We start from the raw sequence: 22,492 nt of genomic DNA, 5'->3' as shown, positions 1-22,492 counted from the left end.
GATCACCCTTTGTACTCCGCGCCGGTGAGCCCGGCGACGAACTGCTTCTGGAACGTCACGAACAACACGAGGATCGGCAGCATCGCGATGAGGCTGGCCGCCCCCAACAGTCCCCAGTTGACGACCCCCTGTCGGGAGATGAACCGGTAGAGCGCGACCGGGTACACCCACTTGGCCTCGCTGTTGGTGAACGTCAGCGGGATGACGAACTGGTTCCACGCGCCGACGAACGCGTAGATGGTGACCGCGCCCAGGGCCGGCTTGGCCAGCGGGATGATGACCCGGAACGCCTGGAACCGCGAGGCACCGCCGACGCGGGCGGCCTCCTCCAGCCCCTCGGGAACGGTATCGAAGTACCCCTTGATGAGCCACGTCCCGACGGGGATGGTGTTGGCCGAGGCGACGATGACGATGACCAACAGCGTGTCCAGCAGGCCGACGATCGAGAAGATGCGGTACAGCGGGATGATCATCGCCAGGAACGGGATCATCTGGACGAACAGGATGGCGATCATCAGGTAGTTCTTGTACCTGATGTCGTACCGGGAGAAGGCGTAGCCCGCCGGCGTCGCGATCGCGAGCACCAGGACCGCCGAGCCGCCAGCGACGATGACGCTGTTGACGAGGTACTGGCCGACGAACTGCGTCTGTGCCAGGATCGTCTCGAAGTTCGTCAGCGACACCGTCGAGGGGACGATGTCGGGCGGGAACCCGATGGTGTTGGGCGGCTTGAACGCCGCGACGAACAGCCAGTACAGCGGGATAACGAAGTAGATCGCGGCGCTCACGAGGACGGCGACCGCGACGCCCCGCAGGAGCGCGTTCTCGGGGTGTTTCTTCGCGTACTCGACGCCGTTCCGGACCCGGTACCGGGATTCGAGGAGTTTTTGCTGGACACTCATCGTTCAGATCGCCTGGTCGATGCCGCCGAACGCCTTCAGGTAGAACGCCACTGTACAGAGGTTGAACAGGAACAGCAACACCGCGAGCGCGCTGGCTTTCCCGAAGTTGCCGACGCTGAACGCCGTCTCGTACATGTGCAGCGCCAGCACCTCCGTCGCGTTCAGCGGGCCGCCCCCGGTCATCACGAGGATCATCCCGAAGACGTTGAAGGTAAACAGCGTCACCAGGATGAGGTTCATCAGGATGAAGGGCCGAAGCAGCGGGAGCGTCACGTTCCGGACCGTCTGCAACCGCGAGGCTCCGCCGACGCGGGCGGCCTCGTAGAACGACTCCTGGATGCTCTGGAGGCCGCTGGTCTGGAAGATCAGCGAGAACGGCGTCCCCCGCCAGATGTTCATCACGACGATCCCGACCATCGCGAACTTGATGCTGTTGAGCCAGGCGGGCGGGTTCGCCCACCCCAGCCACATCAGGAACTGGTTCACGAGTCCGACCCGGGAGTTCAGCAGGAACTGCCAGGAGTAGCCGACGATGACCGCCGTCGTCGCCCACGGCAGGATGTACGTCGCCCGGAAGAACCGCGAGAGCCGGTCGCCAAGCCACGAGCGGTCCAGCAGGATCGCCAGCACGACGCCGATGCCGACCTGCCCGACGACGCTCGCGCCGACGAAGGCGACGCTGTTTTTCATCACCTTGTAGAACAGCGGGTTGTTGAAGATCTCGACGTAGTTCTGGAGGCCGACGTACGTCTGCTGGTCGAGGTTGTAGATCTTCACCTCGTAGAGGCTGAGCTTGAACGCCCAGACCGCCGGGTAGAGGATCAGCCCGAAGACGATGACGAACACCGGGGCGATCATGATGTACGGCAGGCGCGCGTCGACGGCCTCGTAGAGCCGCTCGGCACGGGTGAGCTCCTCCGTGGCGCGGCTCCCGGTGTCGAACTCGGAGAGATACGTCGGTTCGGAGTCAGACATGTCCGAGGGAGTTCACACCTGACTGTTGAACTTCTCGGCGGCGTTCTGCAGCGCCTGTTCGGGCTCGGCCCGATCGAAGGCGACCCGCTGGAGTTCGGGGTTGAGCGCCGAACTGACCGTCGACCAGTTGTTGACCGGTCGGGTGCCGCCGTGTTCGAGCATCCCCTTGATCGTGTCCGACCAGAGGATGTTCTCCCAGACGTCGCTGGCGTCCAGCAGGGACTGCCTGGTCGGGATGCGCCCGCTGACCTTGGCGATCTTGCGGTTGAACTCCTTCGTGCTGATGCGCTTCATGAAGTCCCGGACGATGTCGGGCCGCTCGGTGGTGTTGAACGCCGCCCACGCGAACCCGCCGTTCATCGTCGCCGGTTGGCCGCCCTCGGGATGGGGCGTGAGGCCGAAGCCGAACTGCTGTTTGATCTCCTCGTTGGACATCCCCTCCTGACGGGCGAAGAAGTCCAGCCAGGACCCGTACACCGGCGTCGTCGCGTAGGTCCCCTTGATGAACTCTCGGGGCATACTGTGGTCCCCGAAGATCGGCTCCGGAGGCCCGAAGTCCTCCGTGTTGTAGATGGCGTCGTAGAACGACGCCGCCTGGTAGCCGGCCTCGCTGTTGAACTTCGGCGTCGTCCCGTCGGCACTGAGGAACTGCCCCCCGGTGCTAAAGAGCGGGACGCTCCAGATACCGGACGCGACGATGATCCCGGTCCCGTACGTCTCCGGTGGGTTGTGGACCTGTTTCCCCAGTTCGTAGAACTCCGACCAGGTCTCGGGCGGGCTCGCCGGATCGAATCCCGCCTCCTCGACCATATCCTTGTGCCAGTACATCCCGCGGACGTCGGTCGTGATCGGGAAGCCGACGAGGTTCCCCTCCTGCTGGACCGCGGGCTTGAAGCCGGCGAAGTAGTCCTCGAAGTTGACCTCGCTCTTCATATCGCTGAACGACATCAGCTTCCCGCTCTCGTAGAACGAGCCCAACCAGATCTGGTCGATGGCCGCCACGTCCGGCGCGTTGCCGCCCCCAACGCGCGTGAGGAGCTGTTTCTTCATATTCCCGTAGGGGATCTCGCGGAACCTCAGCGAGATGTCGGCGTCGTACTTGCCGTTCAGCTCCTCGATGACCGGGGTGAAGTGTTTCTTCGCCCGGTCGCCGTCGACGTCGACGTACTCCAGCGTGAACGACTCCGAGGTCTTCGTGTCGGTCGTGGTGCCGCCGCCGCTCCCGTCGCTACCGCCGTCGCCGTCGGTCGGCGTCCCGCCCCCGCCGTCGCCGCCACAACCCGCGAGGAGGGCGGTCACACCGGTCGCACCGGCCGCCTCGATGAACTGGCGTCGCTTCAGGTCCGTGCGTGGACTGGAGTCTGCCATAATTCATTATGTACTAACGACGGCTCCCCACTTAGTAATGGGGTGTAACAACTATTTTCAGTGGTTGTAAACTCCCCAAGACTAATCTTGCTGATGTGAGTAGCGTGGTGGTATGGGTACGTACGCGACACACCCGACGATAGACCAGTCGGCGGCCGAGACGGTGCTGGACCCGCCCGGCGACGGCGCGGGCAACTGGATCGGCGCGCCCTGTGTCCACGAGTACGACGGCACGCAGCTGCTGGCCGTTCGCGAGCGGACCCCCGACGAGCGGGGCCGCGCGCTCCGGCTCTACCGCGTGGGGGACACGCTGACCGAACTGTGGTCGGTGACCGCCGACGAACTGGGCGTGGTCAGCGTCGAGCGGCCGGCGCTGGCGACGGCTCCCGGCACCGGGCGGCTCGTGCTGTACGTCCCCGTCGACCACGGTGCGAACCAGTGGACGATCCGGCGGCTGGACGCCGTCGGTCGGCCGGCGGACCTCGACCCCGGGACCGCCCGGGACGTGCTGACGCCGTCGGCCGGGACGACGGACGCGGTGACGGTGAAAGACCCATACGTGCTGACCGTCGGCGGGCGCTACTACATGTTCTACGCGGGCCACGACGGCGTCTCCGAGCAGGCCCACCTCGCGACCAGCGTCGACGGCGAGACGTTCGAGCGCGTCCCCGAGAACCCGGTGCTGGGCCGTCAGTACTGGCACGACCACCACACGCGCGTCGCCTGCGTGCGGCCCGCACCCGACGCGCCCGTCTGGCAGGTGTTCTACGAGGGCAGCAGCCACACCGACCACGGCGAGACGTGGAACCTCCGGACGGGGGTGGCGACCGCCCAGCGACTCGGGGACGTGGTCGACACCACCCCCGACGGCCCCCGGTACGCCTCGCCGACGGCCGGGACCGCCACCGGCGTCGACGGCTTCGCGACCCTGCGGTACCTGGACGTCGCGTCGACCGCCGACGGGCAGGAAGCGTACTACGAGGTCGCCCGCGGGGACGGAGCCTTCGAGCTCCGCCGCGCCCCCCTGACCGATGAGTGAGTCGCTGGTCATCGAGGAGTTGCAGGGGCTCGGCCTGACGGAGTACCAGTCCCGCGCCTACCTCGCGGCGGTGAAACTCGGCCGCGCCCGGCCGACCGACCTCGCCGACGAGTCCGGGGTCCCGCAGGCCCGCATCTACGACGTCATCGACGACCTGCAGAGCGAGGGGTTGGTCGAGGTCCACTCCCAGGCCCGCGGCAAGGAGGTCACCGCGCCGTCGCCACAGACGGTGCTGAACCAGCTGAAACGCCGCCGGATCGAGGACCTCTCGGAGACCGTGTCGACGGCCGTCTCGGAGCTGGAGGGGCTCTACCACCGGACGGAGGAGAACCCCGACGCCTTCGTCACGATGGTCGAGCGCGAGGACTCGGCGATGCGCCACGCCCGGCAGGCCATCGCCGACGCCGAGTGGTGGCTCACGCTCTCGGTCGACGCGACCAGCTACCCCGACCTCCGCTCGGACATCGAGGAGGCGCTCGACCGGAACGTCACGGTCAGGCTGCTGTTGCTCGGCGACGAGACGATCGTGGCCGGGACGGACTTCGACGAGCGCCTGCGGGTGCGCCACCGGGCGACGGCCGACACCTTCATCGCGGCCGACCGGAGCTACGGCGTCTTCAGCAGCAAACACCCCGCCCGCTCGGGACAGCCGTACATCATCACACAGGAGCGCAACCTCGTCCTCCTGTTCCAGAACTACAGCGAGCAGATCTGGCCCGCCTCGACGGTCGTCCAGCGGGGCAGCGAGGGGGCGCGGCGCTACCTCGACCCGTGGCACGCCATCAACGACCTCGAACCGGAGTTCGAGGCCGGCACCGACCTGTACGCCACGGTCCGGGGGACCCACACGGAACGGCACCGCCAGGGGTCCTGGGAGGGGGAGATCGTCGACTACGAGATCGCCGGCCCGACGGAGGTCGACTACAGCGTCGCGGTGCCACAGGAGGCGTCGCTGACGCTCGCGACCGACGACGGCACCGTCACCGTCGGCGGGTGGAAGGCCACCATCGAGGACGTCGCCGCCGAGGGCGTGGAGGTGACGCGACTGTGACCGTCGGCGTCTGTTACTTCCCCGAACACTGGGACGAGTCGACGTGGGAGCGCGCGGTCGAGCGGATGGTCGCCGCCGGCGTCGAGACCGTCAGGCTCGGCGAGTTCGCGTGGGGCCGCCTCGAACCCGAGCGCGGCGCGTTCGACCTCGCGTGGCTCGACACGGTGCTGGACCTGCTGGCCGACCACGACAGGGAGGCGCTGCTGTGTACCCCGACGGCGACGCCCCCGAAGTGGCTCGTCGACGAGCGCCCGTCGGTCAGGAGAGTGGCCGCCGACGGCACCGTCGAGGGGTACGGCAGCCGGCGGGAGTACTGTTTCAACAGCGCCGCCTACCGCGAGGAGACCGAACGGATCGTCGGTCGCCTCGCCGAGCGGTACGCCGACCGCGACGTCGTCAGCGGCTGGCAGATCGACAACGAGTACGGCTGTCACGGGACCGTCCGCTGTTACTGCGACGAGTGCGCCGAGGCCTTCCGTGCGTACCTCCGGGAGCGCTACGGCGACGCGGCGACGCTCAACGAGGCGTGGGGGACGGCGTTCTGGAGCCAGCAGTACGAAGACATCGCCGCCGTCGAACCGCCCCGACCCACCCCCTCGGCCCACCACCCGTCCCTGTTGCTTGCGTACGCCCGCTTCGCCAGCCGGAGCGTCGTCGAGTACAACGCCCTGCAGGCCGAACTGCTGCGCGAGGCGAACGCCGACTGGACGCTGACCCACAACACGATGGGCCAGTTCGAGGACCTGGACCTCCACGCGCTCGGCGAGACCGTCGACTTCCTCTCGTGGGACTCCTACCCGACCGGGTTCGTCCAGACGCGCGAGGGCGACCCCGCGACGGTCGACGAGCTCCGGGCCGGCGACCCGGACGAGCTCGCCCTGAACCACGCCGTCTGTCGGGGGGCCGCCGCCGGGCCGTTCTGGGTGATGGAACAGCAGCCCGGCGACATCAACTGGTCGCCGACGAACCCCCAGCCCGGCGAGGGCGCGATGGCGCTGTGGGCGCTGCACGCGACGGCCCACGGGGCCGACACGGTCGCGTACTTCCGCTGGCGGGCCTGCTCGCAGGGCCAGGAGCAGTACCACAGCGGCCTGCTGGACCACGCCGGTCGGCCCGACCGCGGCTACCGCGACGCCGCCGCGGCCGCCGACGATATGGCGGCGCTGCCCGACCTCCCCCGGCCCGAGGCGAGCGTCGCCGTCCTCCACGACTACGAGAACTGCTGGGCGCTCCGGGAGCAGCCCCACGCGCCGGACTTCGACTACTGGACGCACCTGCGGACGTACTTCGACGCGCTCCGGGCCCGCGGCGTCGCCGTCGACGTGTGCCACCCCGACGACCCCCTCGACGGCTACGACGCCGCCGTCGCGCCGACGCCGTACCTCGTCGGCGAGGAGCGGGCCGCCCACCTCGAATCGTACGTCCGTGACGGCGGGCGGCTCCTGTTGACGATCCGGTCGGGGTTCAAGGACCCGCACAACCGGGTCCACGAGACCCCGCGGCCGGGCCCACTGCGGTCGCTGGTCGGCGCGACCGTCGCGGAGCACGAGACGGTCCCCGAGGCCGTCGACACCACCGTCGACTACCGCGGCGAGGCCCACGGCTACCGGACGTGGGGCGAGTGGCTCGCCCCCGACGAGGCGACGGTCGTCGGGAGCCACGTCGGCGGCGTCGGGGCCGGCGAGGCCGCGGTCACGAGGAATCGGGTCGGCGACGGTTCGGTGACCTACGCGGGCGTCTGGCCGGAGCCGCGGCTGGCCGACGCCCTCTGTGCGGACCTGCTGTCGGCGGCCGGTCTCCCCCACAGAGACACGCCGCTGCCCGACGGCGTCAGGGTGGTCCAGCGCGGCGACCACTGCTTCGTGACGAACTTCACCTCGGGGACAGTCGGGGTCGACGGCGTGGCCGGGGACCCGGTCGTCGGGACCACGCCCGTCGGCGCGTACGACTACCTCGTGGGACGCGGGGACGCGACCGAACTCGGGGTGACCGTTACGGACCCATCCGAGTGAGTGTGGTTTCGACGCTCGACCGGAAGCGGAAGCTACAACGCCCAGGGCCCACACACACGCGGACAGGAGTACGTTCAGATGGGACACGTCGTCAGCCTCGGGAGCGTCAACGTCGACCGCGTGCGGAGCGTCACCGGCGAGGAGATCGCCGCGCTCCGGGACCGACACGAGTGGTTCCCCGAGCGGGGTGAGACGGTCCGGGTCGACACCGTCCCGGACGCGTTCGACGACGCCGTCGACCGGATCGAGCACGGCGGGAAGGGGGCCAACCAGGCGGTCGCCGCCGCGAGGGCCGACGCCGAGGCGACGCTGCTGGGCCGGGTCGGGACCGACGAGGACCGGTTCGGGGTCCGGGAGGAACTCGTCGGTGCCGGCGTCGGCGTGGGCCACGTCGAGACCGTCGCCGAGCCGACCGGCACCGCGTACGTGTTCGTCGACGCGGCCGGCGACAGCTGGATTCTGGTCCGCCCCGGCGCGAACGGGGCCGTCGACGAGGCCTACGTCCGGGCGCGCTACGAGCACGTCGTCGCCGCCGACTGCCTCCTCCTCCAGAACGAGATCCCGGTCGAGCCGGTCCGCTGGCTGCTCGACGCGCTCGCCGACGAACCGTCGCGGCCGACGGTGATCCTCGACCCCGCGCCGGTCGAGGGGGTCGCGTCGCTGCTGTCCCGCGACGCGGTCGACTACCTCGTCCCCAACGAACGGGAGGCCGCGGCGCTGGGGGACGCGCTCGACGCGTTCGAGGGGACGGTCGTCCGGACCCGAGGTGGGGACGCGATCACCGTCGAGGGCGACGGGGACCACGGCGGCTTCACCGTGACGCCGCCGGCCGTGACGCCGGTGGACACGACCGGGGCCGGCGACGTGCTGAACGGCTACCTCGGCGCGCGGCTCGCGGCGGGCGCGTCGCTGCGGGCGGCCATAGAGACCGCCGCCGTCGCCGCGGCCCTCTCGACCCGGCGCGACGGGGCGCGACGCGGCGTCCCGACCCTCGCCGAGGTCGAGGCCTTCGAGCGCGAGAGCAAGGTCCGCTGAGCCGACGCGCGTCGGCTCCGCCGGCCCCGCGCTCAGAAGTGCTGGTGGGCTGCCGGCTCGATCGTCGGCCGCTCGCCCTCGACGGCCGCGATCCGGTCGGCCAGCCGCGCCCGCAGGTTGGCCGCGACGTCGGCGTAGTCGTCGTGACCCGCGAGGTTCACCCGCTGGTAGGGGTCCGCCCGCAGGTCGTAGAGGTACCGCTCGCGGTAGCTGTCGCCGGCCGCCCGCTCGGTCCCCTCGGCGTCGGGGTCGTAGACGCCGTAGGTCCAGCGATCGGTCCGCAGCGCCCGCCCGAGCGCGGACTCGCTGACCTGGACGAACACCTCGTCGCGCCACTCGTCGGGGTCGCCGTCGACCGCCTCCAGCAGGCTCCGCCCGGCCATCGGGTCCGGGGGGTCGACACCGGCCGCGTCAAGCAGGGTCGGCGGGAGGTCGAGCAGACTCGCCAGTTCCCGGACGCGGCCGCCGTCCTCGAAGCCCGGCCCGGTCGCCACCAGCGGGACGCGGACCGACGACTCGTGACAGCTCCGCTTGTACTCCTCGTTGCGGGTCCGGAAGTGCGAGCCGTGGTCGGAGGCGAACACCACGACGGTGTCCTCGCGGACCCCCTGCTCTTCGAGCGTGGCCAGCAGGTCGCCCACGCACTCGTCGATGCGCCGGCAGATCCCGTAGTAGTCCGGCAGCGACTCGTACCAGTCGCCCGGGACCCCCTCCAGGTCGGGCGGGACCCAGGGGTTGGCGTAGCGGTCGGCGTACCCCTCCGGTGCGACGTAGGCCTCCAGATCGTTCTGGTGGTGGGGCTCCAGGTAGGAGAGGAAACAGAAGAACGGGCGGTCCCGGTCGCGTTCGAGGAAGGCTTTCGCGTGCTCGGTCGTCGCGTCGACGCGGTACCCCTCGAAGTCGACGCGCTCGCCGTCGCCGTCGTAGACGTACCCCTCCTCGGGGTGGGAGGTGAACTCCAGCAGGTCGGCGGCCCGCCAGTAGTCGTAGCCGGCCTGCTGCTCGGGCGGGATCGGGTCGGTCCCCGTCGTGGCGAGGTGCCACTTGCCGACGTAGCCGGTGTCGTAGCCGGCGTCGGCGAACTGCCGGCCGAGCAGGTGGTCCACGTCGGGGAGTTCGATGCCGTTCTTCCAGACGCCGTGCTCGGTGGCGTACTGCCCCGTCTGGATCGACGCGCGGGCCGGCGCACACAGCGGTTGCGGGGAGATCGCCTGTTCGAACAGCGTCCCCTCGTCGGCCATCCCGTCGACGGTCGGAGTCAGCTCCATCGGGTTGCCGTAGGCCCCGACGGTGTCCCAGCGCTGCTGGTCGGTCAGGACGACGAGGACGTTGGGCGGACTGTCGTCGCTCACAGTGTCGGGGGTCACGCGGACGGGGCAAATAGCTTGGTCCACGCTAGCGCGTGGCTCACGCGAGCGCGAGCGGCCCGAGAGCGCCACTGGGGCCGGCACACGCCGGTCGAGACCCTGCCGCGAACCACGCGCCGCCGTGGACCAACGCTTAGGCCGGTCCCGCTCGACACGCCGCTATGCACACCGTCGACCGGCTCCCCGAGCCCGGCCAGTGTCCAAGGTGGCGGCGGGAGGCGCGGTGACTCGTGCCCGCCGACCAGCCGCCGAACGTCCTCTGGATCTGTACCGACCAGCAGCGCTGGGACACGCTGGGCTGTTACGGGGCGGCCCATATCGACACGCCTCACCTCGACGCGCTGGCGAGCGACGGCGTCCGCTTCGAGCGGACCTACTGCCAGTCCCCGGTCTGTACGCCCAGTCGCGCCAGTATGCTGACCGGGCGGTACCCGCGGACGACCGGCTGCCGGCAGAACGGCCAGCCGATGCCCCGCGACGAGCCGCTCGTGACGAGTCGGCTCGCCACATCCGGCTACCGCTGTGGCCTGGCCGGGAAACTCCACCTCTCGCCGACCAACCCCGAGGACGAGACCGACGCCACCGCCCGCGAGCCCGCCCGCCGGCTCGACGACGGCTACGGCACCGTCCACTGGTCGCCGATGCCCGGCGACGACTCGCCGGACAACCAGTACCGCCAGTGGCTCCGGGGCCGGGGCGAGTCCTTCGAGCGGACCCCCTTCGAGGGGTCCTCCTACGTCGAGACGTCGATGCCGCCCGACAGCCACCAGACGACGTGGTGTACCGACCGCGCGATCGAGTACGTCCGGACCGGGGCCGAGGCCGACCACCCGTGGCTGTTCTCGCTGAACTACTTCGACCCCCACCACCCGTTCGACCCGCCGGCGGCGTACCTGGAGAAGTACGTCGGCCGGCTGGACGACCTCGCGCTGCCGAACTACGAGCGCGGCGAACTCGACGACAAGCCCGGCGTCCAACGCGAGGCCGCTCACACCGGCCGGCTGGAGGGAGCGACGATGGACGACGACGAGCACCGCCTCGTCCGGGCCGCCTACTACGCGATGATCGACTTCGTCGACGACCAAGTGGGCCGGCTCCTGGCCGAGCTCGACGCGACCGGCCAGCGCGAGGACACCCTCGTCGTGTTCACCTCCGACCACGGCGAGATGCTGGGCGACCACGGGATCTACAAGAAGGGGCCGTACTTCTACGAGCCGGCGGTTCGGGTGCCGCTGCTCGTCTCCCAGCCCGGGACCGTCCGCGAGGGGGCCGTCGTCGACGACCTGGTGGAGCTGGCCGACCTCGCGCCGACGCTCGCGGACGCGGCCGGGCTGGAGCGGACCACGGGGATGCAGGGCCGCTCGCTGTGGCCGCGCCTCCGGGCGGACGGGGACGCCGGGGCGCACCGCGACTCCGTCTACTGCGAGTTCTACGACGCCTCACAGCGTCACACCGATCCGCCCGTCCACGCGACGATGGCCCGGACCGACCGGTACAAGCTCGTCGCCCACCACGGCACCGACGACGGCGAGCTGTACGACCTCGACGCCGACCCCGCGGAGCGACAGAACCGCTGGGGGGACCCGGAGTACGCCGAGGCGAAGACGCGACTGCTGGGGACGCTCGCCGACCGGATGGCCGGGACCGTCGACCCGCTTCCAGAGCGGACCGGCGACTGGTGAGTGGCCGCCGGAGCGCCGGGTCGCCGACCAGGGTCTGAAGAACCCCTCTCTGGTCGGTGCTGGCGGCCCGGCTCTACGGCCGCCCGTCGGAACCCCCGCTCGGACTCCCACGGAGGGGTGAGTGCGCTCGCTCCGGGCGGCAGTCGTCGGCGTCGGGGAGACGCGTTCGTCACGGCTCACCGCTCCGAGCGCGTCCCCGGTGCGCCGGTGCAAGTGCCAGTAGACCCCGATATATAGAATTTATTATACAGTAGACTTAATTATACTTCTCGCAGGCAGACCTGCTCTCCGAAGCGGGACGGCGAACGGCCGGCGTCTACGGCACTCGCGCCCGACGTGTCGCATATACTGACGGCTGGTAGCGTAGGAAACGCTGGAGGGGCGACCCCGCCAGCGGCTCTGGTGGTACTTCCGTATTTCACCTGATGAGCTATTTTCACTTCGTCGTGTTCGGTATCGACCCGCTTCTCAGTCAGACGTTTGATTTGCTCGCGTTATCACGGCAGACCGTCGATTCAGACTCGTTCGTGAGCGAGCTCCTCGTTTTTATAGCACTATTCTTATATTTCTCTACTCCTACCGTTTTCTTTACTTTTTACAGTCGTTCGGCCTGTCACGCCGAGCCGGGACGCCACCGGACGCGACCGCGCCGCGGTGTCGCTGTCCGGGAGAGAAACGAGAGCGGGGGTGTGTCGACCCGCTCTCACTTGGTCTGCATACTGACGGTGTCGAGGAGCGGTTCGCGGAGCGTGATCATCAGCAGCAGGGGCACGAGGAGGGTGATCACCGCGCCCGCCATAATCAGCCCCCAGAGGGCCTCACCGGCCTGGGGATTGAGCTGTGCGAGCCCGACTTGGAGGACCTGCTTGGACTGGTCGTTGATGATGATCAGCGGCCACAGGTACTGATTCCAGCCCCAGATGAACGCGATCGCGAACAGCCCCGCGATCATACTTCTCGACATCGGGATCAGCACGTAGACCAGGAACTTCAGCGGACCGACGCCGTCCAGTTTCGCGCTTTCGACCATCGACGCCGAGATGGATCGGAAGTGTTGCCGCAACAGGAGCACGGAGGTCGCGCTGGCGAAGTACGGCGTGACCAGTCCCAGCATCGAGTTCTCCCAGTCGAGAGAGACCATAATCTCGTACATCGGGACGATACGGACCGGGACGGGGAGTGCCAGCGTGAACAGGATGAACAGCAGGATCAGCCGTTTGAACGGCAGATCGTAGTACACCAGGGCCAGGGCGGCCAGCAGGGCGATGCCGACTTTCCCGACGGCGACGGCGAGGGCCATGACGAAGGAGTTGACTAGGTACGTCGCGAAGTTCTCCTCGAAGAGGACGGCCTCGTAGTTGCTGAGGCCCTCGGACCCGACGCCGGTGAGCGTGCTACTGCTGATCTGAACGCTCGGCTGCGTGCTCATCAACAGCGTCATGACGACCGGCAGGAGCATCACGAGGAGCGAACCGATCAGCGCACCGTGCAACAGGGGTCGCCGGAAGACGCCCCGTTTGTACGACTCGACGTCCAGGGAGCGATCGACCCACTCCCCGAGAGATCGTTCGCTGCCGGCCATCTCAGGTCCCCCCGTAGTGGGCGAATCGGTCGGACAGCCACAGCTGGAGCGCCGTGAGTAGTCCGATGATGGCGAACAGCACGAGCGACTTCGCCGAGGCGAGCCCGATGACGCTGTTGTTGTACGTCTGCCAGATGTCGTAAATCATAATATTGAGTGTATTTCTGGGACCGCCGGAGATCTCCTGGATGACCGGGAACGGGAGGAAGAAGGCGTTCACGGTGTTGACGATCGCGAGGAAGCCGAGCGTCGGCGATATCATCGGGACGTAGACGCGCGTGACCATCCGCAGGGTACCGACGCCGTCCAGCCTCGCGGTCTCGTTGATCGACTCGGGGATGCCGCTGAGAGCGGCGATCATGAAGATCACGTTGTAGCCGATCATCTTCCACATCGTCGCCCCGGTTGCGAACATCCAGGCCCAGACCGGGTTCGTGGTGTAATCGAACGTGAAGTCGACCCCGACGAGCCCGGTCACTCCCACGAGAAACTCCTTGAACAGCCCGACCGTCGGATTGAACAGCACGTCCATGATGTTCGCGGCCACCGCGAACGAGAGCGCGTAGGTGAATATCGCGGCGACCAGGTACACCGTCTGTCCGGTAGACACTTCGTAGATGAGATATGACAGATACAGTCCAATTATCATAGATCCGACAACGACGATGATCGCGAACGCGAAGCTGGCTGCCACGGAGTAGTGGAACGCGCCGCTGGTGGCGAGTGACGTGAAGTGTTCCCAGCCGTTGGGGATCTTCTGGACGCCACCGATCGTCCTGACACGGCTCAGTCGGAACGTCTTCCAGGCCGGCCAGTAGAAGAACGCGATGCTGACGACGATCGTCGGCAGCAACAGCAGCGTGCCCTGGAGTCGGTTCTGATAGACTTGCATCCGTCAGGCCTCCGCCGTTGGAACCCACATAATACGACCCGTGTGAATCACGTGTCAGTACGAGACTCGCTCGTACGACTCCAGCATCTGGTCGGCCTCCGATTTCATATCGGCGAGCCCCTGGCTCACCGATTTCCCCTGCCACATACGATCCGTCTGGTTGATGATCACGTCCGTCGTACGGGGGAGCGTGCCCATAAAGATTCCCTTGGTCGCCGGGGACGGCTCCCACTGCTGGAGCTGATTGAAGGCCGTGTCGTAGAGGGGGTTGTCCTCGAAGAAGCCCTCCTCGTTGAGCTGTGTGATCGACCCCTCGTGTGAGGGGAAGTAGCCGGTGTTCTTGAAGTACAGGGACTGTTTCTCCGGACCGGTCATACTCTTCAGGAACTCCCTGATCGCGGCCTGCTTGGCATCGCTCCGGTCCTGATCGGTCACCCAGACCGCGGCCCCGCCGGTGCTGTGGCCACCGTGTTCCATATTCGGCGTCGGGATACGGCCGACGCCCACGTCGATCCCCTTCTCTCGGAAGCCGCTAAGCAGGTACGCCAACCCGCCCGAGGAGTTCATGTGCATCGACGCCGTGCCGTCGGTGAACGCCGCCTCCGAGGCTCCCCAGTCGTCCTTCCCGGGGTAGTGGTAGAGGTCCGACATATCGTTGACCCACCAGTCGAACATCGTCTCGGCGGCGTCGCTGGCCAGGAACGTCTCTGTCGGCTCCCCGGAGAGGCCGTTCTCTTGGTCGCAGAACAGCTGGTTTTGCTCCGACAGCCAGCTCATCGTCCACCACGCCACGTTCGGCCACGTGATCCCCTTGTCAGCGACCCCGGCGTCGACGATCTGCTGTGAGTACTCCTTGACCTCTTGGAAGGTCCGAGGTGGCTGCTCCGGGTCGAGTCCGGCCTCCCTGAAGTGGTTCTTGTTGTAGTACAGGATGATCTGTGAGTTGTTGAACGGCAGGGACCAGAGCTTCCCCTCGACGGTGCTCCAGCCGATCGCTGGTCCGAGGTACTGACTCGTGTCCAGATCGGGCATGAGGTCCCCGATCGGCTTGAAGTAGCCCGTGTCGCGGGCGATGATCGTGCTGTTCTTTCCCAGGTGAGCGATGTCGGGAGCGTTCCCCGCCTTCGCAGCGGAGAAGACCGCCTTCTGGGCGTCGACGTAGTTGCCCTGGAGCGACATCTCGACTTCGACGTCGTGGTTCGACTCGAAGTCGCTGACCATCTCGTTGAACGTCTCCTCGTAGTAGCTGCCCCACGCCGGCCAGAACTCGATCGTGGTGGTTCCGCTCGTCGTACCGCCGGTCGAACCGCCACCGTCGCCGCTGGTGCTCTCACCGTCCCCACCACCACCGTCACCGGCCGATCCGTCACCTCCGCAGCCGGCGAGGCCGATAATTGTTGCCGCTCCGGCACCCCGAATAAAGTCGCGTCGATAGGTATCTCTCACCATACGTTCCCTTCGAGCGGAGGCAAGTTATTAAACTTTTATCATAGTTTTCGGTAGGTGTACATACCACTGCGGATAGGTATAGACGGTTCGATAGAACCGGTGTCCGAGCGGAACACCGCGTCCCGGGCCGCGGGACGGAGGTGTCGGCTCGCCACGGGACGCCCTGTCGGCTCCGGAAGCCCCCGCTAACTGTGTGTTCACACGAGGGATGCGACGGGAGTACACCCTCGATGCAGTTCGTATCGCGCGGCGGTCTCGCGGCGCTCGGGCGATACAAATAAATGTACATCGCCAGAGTCTACCGACCATGAGCGCTGACGAGGAACCGAAACCGATCACGCTCGACGGGCTACAGAAGCGGTACGACGACCTCACCGCCGTCGAGGATCTCGATCTGGAGATCGAACCCGGTGAGTTTCTGGTCATCGTCGGGCCGAGCGGGTGCGGAAAGAGCACGACGCTGCGAATGATCGCGGGGCTCGAAGACATAACCGGCGGTGAGTTGCGGTTCGACGGTGACCGGATGAACGGGGTAGAGCCGAAGGACCGAAACGTAGCGATGGTGTTCCAGAACTACGCGCTCTACCCGCACATGAGCGTCGCCCGGAACATGAGTTTCGGGATGAACTCCGCCGGCGACTACTCCGACGCCGAGATCGAGCGCCGCGTCGAAGAGGCCGCCGAGACACTGGGTATCTCGGACTACCTCGAGCGAAAACCGGGACAGCTTTCCGGCGGCGAGCGACAGCGGGTCGCGATCGGGCGGGCGCTGGTCAGGGACCCGGACGTGCTCCTGCTGGACGAGCCGCTCTCCAATCTGGACGCGAAGCTCCGGGTCGAGATGCGGGCGGAGCTGGCGGCGTTGCACGACGAGGTGCAGACGACGACCGTCTACGTGACCCACGATCAGACGGAGGCGATGACCCTCGGCGACAGGGTCGTGGTACTCGACGACGGAGAGCTACAGCAGGTGGACCCCCCACAGCGGCTGTACGACCTCCCGCAGAACCAGTTCGTCGCGGAGTTCATCGGGAGCCCGCAGATGAACTTCCTGCCGGTCACCGTTCGATCGGAGGACGGCGAGCAGGTCGCTCGGGGTCCGGTCGACAGTCGCGAGACGTTCGGGATCGTACTCCCCGACCGCGACCTCGATACGGGAACTACCGACCGGTTCGTGCTGGGGGTTCGGCCCGAGGATCTCCACCCGGTCGACAGTATCGACCACACACACACGACGCCGATCGAACTCGACGTCGAGATGACCGAGCCGCTCGGCGACGTGATGCTCATATACGGCTCGCTGGCCGACCGGGAGGTGGTCGTACAGGTCGAACCGCACACGGAGACGAGGAAGGGCGATCAGCTGTCGCTGGCGGCTGCGCCCGGAAAGCTCCACCTGTTCCACCCGGAGACCGGTGAGAGCGTGTACCACTCCAACGGGGACGACGTCGTCCAGACCGCCGTGCGGACGACCGACGAGTGAGCGTCGTTGCACCGACGGAGTCTGTCGCGGTCGGACCTCCCCGAGCGGCGTGGGAACCGGTCGGCGACCGCTTCAGAACACGGAGAGACTGACGGCGATCCCGGCGGCCCCGAAGGCGACGAGACAGAGCGACCGGACGAAGACGGGCCTGAGTAGTGCCCGGTCGATGCTGGCGGCGAGACCGACCTTGACGAGGATGCTGGCGAACGTTCCGATCAGGACTCCCTGGACCGCGACCGTCGGGGATACCTGGCCCGTCGTCGCGAGTGTCACCGCCGTCGTCGTGGTCGTCCCGCTCGAGACGACCCCGCTCAGGAAACTCGTCAGGAGGAAGCCCGCGGTCCCAAATTCGGCCTGTGCACCGGCTGACAACACGAGGACGACGACGAACAGAAGTCCGAACTTGAGTGCGTTCGCGGTGCTGAACGGCGAATCGAAGTCGACGTCGAGTTCGCGCTGCCAGCCCCCGCCAGCCAGCGCGATACCGGTGCCACCGACCGCGATACACCCCAGCGGAAGGAGGGCACTGACGAACGCGTCCGGCAGGAACAGGAGCACGATGATAGCGTTCCGAACGGCCATCGCCGCGTCGGCGAGCAGTATCGTACCGACGGCGACACCGGATAGCCCGGGGTGGCGCTCGACGCGACCCGCGATCTCGCCGATCACTGCCGTCGAGTTCACGAGGCCACCGAAGAACCCGGTCAGGACGAGCCCCCGGCCTCCGTACCGCTGCATCAGCACGTAGTTCACGAACCCCATAGCGCTGACGGCGATGACGAGCGTCCAGATCAGTCGGAGGTCGACAGCGCCCCACGGGCCGTAGCTGTCGGTGGGCAACAGCGGATAGACGACGAAGGCGATGATAGCGAACTCCGCCGCGCTCCTGATCTCCTCGTGTGAGAGCTCCTGTGCGAAACTGTGGAGTTCTCGCCGGAGGACCAGCAGGAACGATCCCGTGATCGCGATGACGACCCCGAGCAGGAGACGTCCGCGTCCGACCACGATTCCGGCGGTGTATGCGACCAGAAGCGACGTCGACGTCGTCAGAGCGAGGCCGTCGCTCGGGCCGGTCGAGTCGATCGTCGAGAGCAGGCCGCGGGTCCCGAGCAGAAGGCTCTGAACCAACACGAGACCGCCACCGAGGACGAGCAGGCCGGTGCTACCGATCGAAGCCGCACCAGCGCCGATCAGGCTCGTCAGTGTGAACGTCCTGATCCCGGCTGACTTCTCCGACCACTCCCGTTCCAACCCGAGCAACAGCCCTAACGCGGCCGCGACGAACAGGTCCGTGACGTGCGGGCTGACAGTGAACTGGGTCATCCGGTCCCGGATCGAAACTGGGTAGTCGACGGTGGCGATTCCGCTGTACAGCGGATGTACGACGGGATTACGTGTCGAGTTGTGAAACAAGAACTGATAAATTTTGTGTACCTCGACAGGACGGATATCTCCCGGGCAGAACCGTCAGCCCCGCAGCTCGGTTTCGCTCACCCGAACCGATAAGTGTCGATCGGGTAGTCTGTCCCGGTAACGGTTCACACGGAGGGCGGTGTACATAATTATCGATTATTTAAGATATCGCGTTTCGGGCCGGAATATAACAGACGTACTTTTGATATATTCGGGTCGCGGTGACGCCTCTGGCCCGGTCGAGTTTCGCATAGGGAAACTACGATCGACGGAGCGGTGCGCTGGAACGTGGGTGGCTGGTCTGGTGGCCTCGCCCTCGAGGTGGGTTCGGTTCTACGAAACCATTATGATCGCTTGGACACTCGGTTCCGGTATGACCCGATCAGAAACCGATCACACTATCGAGACGACACAACAGTCGCTCGACGTCCTCGAACTCGCCGCCGATCGCGACGGAGTGACGTTGCGGGACGTGAGCACCGAGTTCGACGTCGCGAAGAGTACCGCGTACAAGCACCTGACGACGCTGCGGGAGCGTGGGCTACTGACGAAACAGGGGGAGACGTACCACGTCGGGCTGGCGCTGTTGAACCTCGGGGAACACGCGCGGAGCCGCTGGCCCGGCCACCCACACATCAAGAGTGCGATCGCGACGCTGGCCGAGCAGACACAGGAGGAGTGCGACTTCGTGGCCCCGGATCGGGGCCGAATCATCACCATCGCGGAGTCCTACCACAAGTGGGCGAAGTACGACGACACCGCTTCGAGCGGTCCCTCGAAGGAGTACCGGGCCCGGATCGGTTCGTACTACCGGATGCACGCGACCGCGTCCGGCCTGGCGATCCTGGCGACGTACCCGCGGTCCCGTGTCGAAGAGATCATCGATCGCTGGGGGCTTCCGGCCCGGACCGAGTACACGATCACGAGCCGCGACGCGCTCTACGACGAACTCGCCGAGATCCGGGAGCGAGGCTACGCGGTCGATTCGCGGGGGTACGCGGAGGGGATGCGCAGCATCGGGAAGACGGTCCGGAGACCGGACGGCAGCGTGATCGGGGCACTCAGCGTGTCCGGCCCGATCTATCGGATGGACGGTGCGGTCCTGGAGGAGGAGATCCCGCGCACGCTCACGGAGGTCGCCGCGGACCTGGAGGCCAAACTCGAGTGAGCGGCCCGGGATCCGCCGCCGTCGGCCGAGCGTCCGGAACGGGAGCGGGGCCGACGACCGGCCGGCAGGCACCCACCACTGCCCGCGTTCACCGGCGAAAACATTTTATCACCTGCCTCCATCAGCGGATACGTTATGAGAGCAGCAGTGCTCGAGGAGTACGAGGAGCCGCTGGCGATCGAAGACGTGGACCGTCCCGAGCCGGACGCCGACGGGGTCGTCGCCAGCGTCGACGCGTGCGGCGTCTGTCGGAGCGACTGGCACGGCTGGGTCGGCAACTGGGAGTGGTTCGACTACAGGCCACCCAAGGGTCACATTCTCGGACACGAACCGTCCGGGACCGTCATCGAGGTCGGCGACGACGTCGAGACCGTCACGGAGGGCGACCGGGTGGCGATCCCGTTCAACTTCGCCTGCGGACACTGTCACGAGTGCCGCGTCGGCTACGAGAACCTGTGTGAGAACCACCTCGGGTTGGGCTTCCAGAAGGGCGCGCCGGGAGCCTTCGCGGAGGAGGTCCCCATTCCGAACGCCGACATCAACGCCGTGAAGCTCCCGGACAGCGTCGATCCCGTCGAAGTCGCCGGGATGGGGTGCCGCTTCATGACATCGTATCGGGGGATGGCCCACCAGGCGGACGTGAGTCGAGGCGAGTACGTCGTCGTCCAGGGACTCGGCGGCATCGGACTCTCGGCGGTCCACATCGCCGACGCACTGGGTGGCAACGTCATCGGCGTCGACCTGATGGACGAGAAGCTGGAGATGGCAGAGGAGCTGGGAGCCATCGAGACCGTCAACGCGTCCGAGGTCGACGATCCGGTCGCGGAAGTCCGGGACATCACGAACGGCGGGGCACACGTCTCGCTGGACGCGCTCGGGATCGAGGAGACCTGTCAGAACGCGATCGAGTCGCTTCGGACCCGGGGCCGTCACGTCCAGATCGGGCTGACGACGAAAGAGCAGCGGGGATACAACCCCCTCCCGACCGACACGATCGTCATGAACGAGATCCAGGTCAACGGGTCGAGCGGGCTGCCGCCGTCGAAGTACGGGGAGATGTTCCGGATGGTCGAGAACGGGAAGCTCGATCCCGGGGCGGTCATCACGGACCGGATCGATCTCGAAGGGGTCAACGACGAACTGGCGGCGATGACCGACTACGAGACCGTCGGCATCCCCGTTGTGAACGAGTTCGCCTGAGCGATGAGCGCACCCGAAACCCGAGACTCGGTCCGGGACCGCCACTCCAAAGCACACAGCGACGCGCTCGACGGCGTCGAGATCGAGCCCTGGATCGGCGGCGAATCGGTCTCCGCCGAGGAGTCGACGCCGACCGTCGATCCTGTCGTCGGCGAGCCGATCACGACGGTGTCCGTCTGTGACAGTGCGATGGTGGACCGGGCCGTCGAGACCGCGTGGGAGGCGTTCGAACGGACGTGGGCCGAGACGACGCCGACGGATCGGGCACAGCGACTGGCAGACTGGGTCGAGACGCTGGAGGCCCACCGCGACGAGCTCTCGCTGTTGGAGTGTCTGGACACCGGAAAGCCCCGGGCGGAGGCCCAAGCGGAAGTCGACGGGGCGATCAGTACGCTGGAGTACTACGCGTCGGTCGCACGGACACAGAGCGGACAGCAGATCCCCGCCGGGAACGACCTGCACATGTACACCCGGATGGAGCCGTTCGGCGTCGTCGGGCAGGTCACGCCCTGGAACTTCCCCTCCTGGGCCGCGGCGTGGAAGCTCGGACCGGCACTGGCGGCCGGTAACTGCTCGGTGCTGAAGCCGTCGGCACACGCTCCACTCACGACGGTCAGGATGGCGCAGTTGGCGACCGAGATCTTCCCCGACGGGGTGATAAACGTCGTCACCGGGACGGGTCGAAAGACGGGGGCAGCACTGACAGAGCACGACGACGTCAGGAAGCTCTCGTTCACCGGCAGTGGGGAGGTCGGAAGCGAAGTGATGCGGGCGGCGGCGGAACGGATCGCGCCCGTCACGCTCGAACTGGGCGGGAAGTCCCCCCTCATCGTGTTCCCGGACGCGGACATCGACACCGCCGTGGCCGCCGCGGCCAACGGTGTCTACTACAGCACGGGCGAGATCTGCGATGCGCTGTCTCGGGTGATCGTCCACGAGGACGTCCACGACGAGTTCGTCGATCGGCTCGTCTCCCGTGCGGAGTCGTACACGCTCGGCGACCCGCTGGTCGAGGGGACGACACTCGGTCCGCTGACGAACGCCCAGCAGCTCGAGACCGTCACCGAGTACGTGGAGATCGGACGGAACCAAGGGGCGACGCTGGCCACTGGCGGCGGTGTTCCCGACGAGGGCGCGCTGGCCGACGGGTACTTCGTCGAACCCGCCGTGTTCACCGACGTCGAGAACGAGATGCGGATCGCGCAGGAGGAGATCTTCGGACCGGTCCAGACGGTGCAGGCGTTCGAGTCCTACGACGAGGCGATCGCGCTCGCGAACGCGACCGACTACGGCCTCGCGGGCGGGATCGTGACGGAGTCGACAGACCGGGTTCACGCCGCCGTCCGGGACATCGACGCGGGGATCATCTACGTGAACGCGTACGGTCCGATCAGGCCGGAGGGACCGTACGGCGGGTTCAAACAGTCGGGTATCGGCCGTGACCTCGGCGAGGCCGCGGTGGATCACTACCAGCAGACGAAGACAGTGTACGTGAACATCGACGAACCGGAGCTGTAGTCGGCAGTCGAACCGGGCTTCACTCGACACGCTCCCGGACCGTCGTCCACGGAGTGGTGGGTACCCGACGACTCACCACCACGCGGACGACTCGTCGGGAACCGCCATTAATGTCGTTTCTAGCGTATTAAGACAGATAAGACAGACATTTGTGATTTCTAGTTGCCCGTGTATGTCTGAGAGAGTGTATTCGGTCTCGCCGTAGCTTTTCGATTTTATTTATATAACTGTATTTTTAATATATTTTCACTTTATTTCTGTTTAAAAAGTATTTTAAACTTTATTCCTATTTTTCTTTAATTCTTTTACCGCGTCTGTGGCCGTCCGGACTACCGTTGACTATCGTACGGTGACGT

Annotated in this window: 17 protein-coding genes; 9 read left to right on the top strand and 8 right to left on the bottom strand. The window is 66.8% G+C overall.

Going from position 1 to position 22,492, the window contains the following annotated elements; genetic code table 11:
- Positions 1-2 precede the first annotated feature (2 nt).
- Genes P0592_RS10560 through P0592_RS10550 form a run of 3 tightly spaced genes read right to left on the bottom strand, consistent with a single transcriptional unit; the run spans position 3 to position 3,245 of the window.
- Positions 3-902 carry a carbohydrate ABC transporter permease gene (locus P0592_RS10560; protein ID WP_276270851.1) on the bottom strand — a complete coding sequence of 300 codons (900 nt, stop codon included), beginning with the start codon at positions 900-902 and terminating at the stop codon, positions 3-5.
- Positions 903-905: 3 nt separating this feature from the next.
- Complete coding sequence (locus tag P0592_RS10555) at positions 906-1,877, bottom strand: carbohydrate ABC transporter permease (protein WP_276270850.1); 972 nt, start codon at positions 1,875-1,877, stop codon at positions 906-908.
- A 12-nt stretch (positions 1,878-1,889) separates the two neighbouring features.
- Positions 1,890-3,245 carry an extracellular solute-binding protein gene (locus P0592_RS10550; protein WP_276270849.1) on the bottom strand — a complete coding sequence of 452 codons (1,356 nt, stop codon included), beginning with the start codon at positions 3,243-3,245 and terminating at the stop codon, positions 1,890-1,892.
- Positions 3,246-3,357: 112 nt separating this feature from the next.
- Here P0592_RS10550 and P0592_RS10545 point away from each other — a divergent pair, with 112 nt between their 5' ends.
- The 4 genes from P0592_RS10545 (at position 3,358) to P0592_RS10530 (ending at position 8,382) form a co-directional block, all read left to right on the top strand.
- Positions 3,358-4,284: a hypothetical protein gene (locus P0592_RS10545; protein WP_276270848.1), complete on the top strand. Its 927-nt coding sequence runs from the start codon at positions 3,358-3,360 to the stop codon at positions 4,282-4,284.
- Positions 4,277-5,335, top strand: a complete 1,059-nt coding sequence (locus tag P0592_RS10540; RefSeq protein WP_276270847.1) for a TrmB family transcriptional regulator — start codon at positions 4,277-4,279, stop codon at positions 5,333-5,335. The genes P0592_RS10545 and P0592_RS10540 overlap by 8 nt, the downstream gene beginning before the upstream one ends.
- Positions 5,332-7,347, top strand: a complete 2,016-nt coding sequence (locus P0592_RS10535; RefSeq protein ID WP_276270846.1) for a beta-galactosidase — start codon at positions 5,332-5,334, stop codon at positions 7,345-7,347. Before P0592_RS10540 ends, P0592_RS10535 begins: the two co-directional genes overlap by 4 nt.
- 78 nt (positions 7,348-7,425) lie before the next feature.
- Complete coding sequence (locus P0592_RS10530; protein WP_276270845.1) at positions 7,426-8,382, top strand: PfkB family carbohydrate kinase; 957 nt, start codon at positions 7,426-7,428, stop codon at positions 8,380-8,382.
- Positions 8,383-8,414: 32 nt separating this feature from the next.
- On the opposite strand, the gene P0592_RS10525 is transcribed toward P0592_RS10530, so the two are convergent.
- Positions 8,415-9,734: a sulfatase family protein gene (locus P0592_RS10525; RefSeq protein WP_276270844.1), complete on the bottom strand. Its 1,320-nt coding sequence runs from the start codon at positions 9,732-9,734 to the stop codon at positions 8,415-8,417.
- Positions 9,735-9,979: 245 nt separating this feature from the next.
- Between P0592_RS10525 and P0592_RS10520 the strand changes: the two genes are divergently transcribed.
- Positions 9,980-11,431 carry a sulfatase family protein gene (locus tag P0592_RS10520; protein WP_276270843.1) on the top strand — a complete coding sequence of 484 codons (1,452 nt, stop codon included), beginning with the start codon at positions 9,980-9,982 and terminating at the stop codon, positions 11,429-11,431.
- A 703-nt stretch (positions 11,432-12,134) separates the two neighbouring features.
- Here P0592_RS10520 and P0592_RS10515 read toward each other — a convergent pair.
- The 3 genes from P0592_RS10515 to P0592_RS10505 are packed head-to-tail and all read right to left on the bottom strand — an operon-like array spanning position 12,135 to position 15,354.
- Positions 12,135-13,013, bottom strand: a complete 879-nt coding sequence (locus tag P0592_RS10515; RefSeq protein WP_276270842.1) for a carbohydrate ABC transporter permease — start codon at positions 13,011-13,013, stop codon at positions 12,135-12,137.
- A 1-nt stretch (position 13,014) separates the two neighbouring features.
- Positions 13,015-13,905 (bottom strand): carbohydrate ABC transporter permease, encoded by an 891-nt coding sequence (locus tag P0592_RS10510; protein WP_276270841.1) that lies wholly within the window; start codon positions 13,903-13,905, stop codon positions 13,015-13,017.
- Positions 13,906-13,959: 54 nt separating this feature from the next.
- The gene (locus P0592_RS10505; RefSeq protein ID WP_276270840.1) at positions 13,960-15,354 is read right to left on the bottom strand and encodes an ABC transporter substrate-binding protein; all 1,395 of its coding nucleotides are present in this window, start codon (positions 15,352-15,354) and stop codon (positions 13,960-13,962) included.
- Positions 15,355-15,661: 307 nt separating this feature from the next.
- Here P0592_RS10505 and P0592_RS10500 point away from each other — a divergent pair, with 307 nt between their 5' ends.
- Positions 15,662-16,837, top strand: coding sequence for an ABC transporter ATP-binding protein (locus P0592_RS10500; RefSeq protein ID WP_276273931.1), 1,176 nt, complete (start codon positions 15,662-15,664; stop codon positions 16,835-16,837).
- Between the two features lie 72 nt (positions 16,838-16,909).
- Here the strand turns inward: P0592_RS10500 and P0592_RS10495 are convergent, their stop codons facing one another.
- The gene (locus tag P0592_RS10495) at positions 16,910-18,160 is read right to left on the bottom strand and encodes an MgtC/SapB family protein (protein WP_276270838.1); all 1,251 of its coding nucleotides are present in this window, start codon (positions 18,158-18,160) and stop codon (positions 16,910-16,912) included.
- Positions 18,161-18,623: 463 nt separating this feature from the next.
- Between P0592_RS10495 and P0592_RS10490 the strand changes: the two genes are divergently transcribed.
- The 3 genes from P0592_RS10490 (at position 18,624) to P0592_RS10480 (ending at position 22,136) form a co-directional block, all read left to right on the top strand.
- On the top strand, positions 18,624-19,418 hold the full coding sequence (locus tag P0592_RS10490) for an IclR family transcriptional regulator (RefSeq protein ID WP_276270837.1): 795 nt from the start codon (positions 18,624-18,626) through the stop codon (positions 19,416-19,418).
- Positions 19,419-19,553: 135 nt separating this feature from the next.
- On the top strand, positions 19,554-20,618 hold the full coding sequence (locus P0592_RS10485; RefSeq protein WP_276270836.1) for a zinc-dependent alcohol dehydrogenase family protein: 1,065 nt from the start codon (positions 19,554-19,556) through the stop codon (positions 20,616-20,618).
- 3 nt (positions 20,619-20,621) lie between these two features.
- Positions 20,622-22,136: an aldehyde dehydrogenase family protein gene (locus P0592_RS10480; protein ID WP_276270835.1), complete on the top strand. Its 1,515-nt coding sequence runs from the start codon at positions 20,622-20,624 to the stop codon at positions 22,134-22,136.
- Positions 22,137-22,492: the final 356 nt, after the last annotated feature.

It is taken from the genome of Haloarcula litorea (genome assembly GCF_029338195.1).
Classification (GTDB): domain Archaea; phylum Halobacteriota; class Halobacteria; order Halobacteriales; family Haloarculaceae; genus Haloarcula; species Haloarcula litorea.
This window is presented reverse-complemented; position numbering and strand designations above follow the sequence as displayed.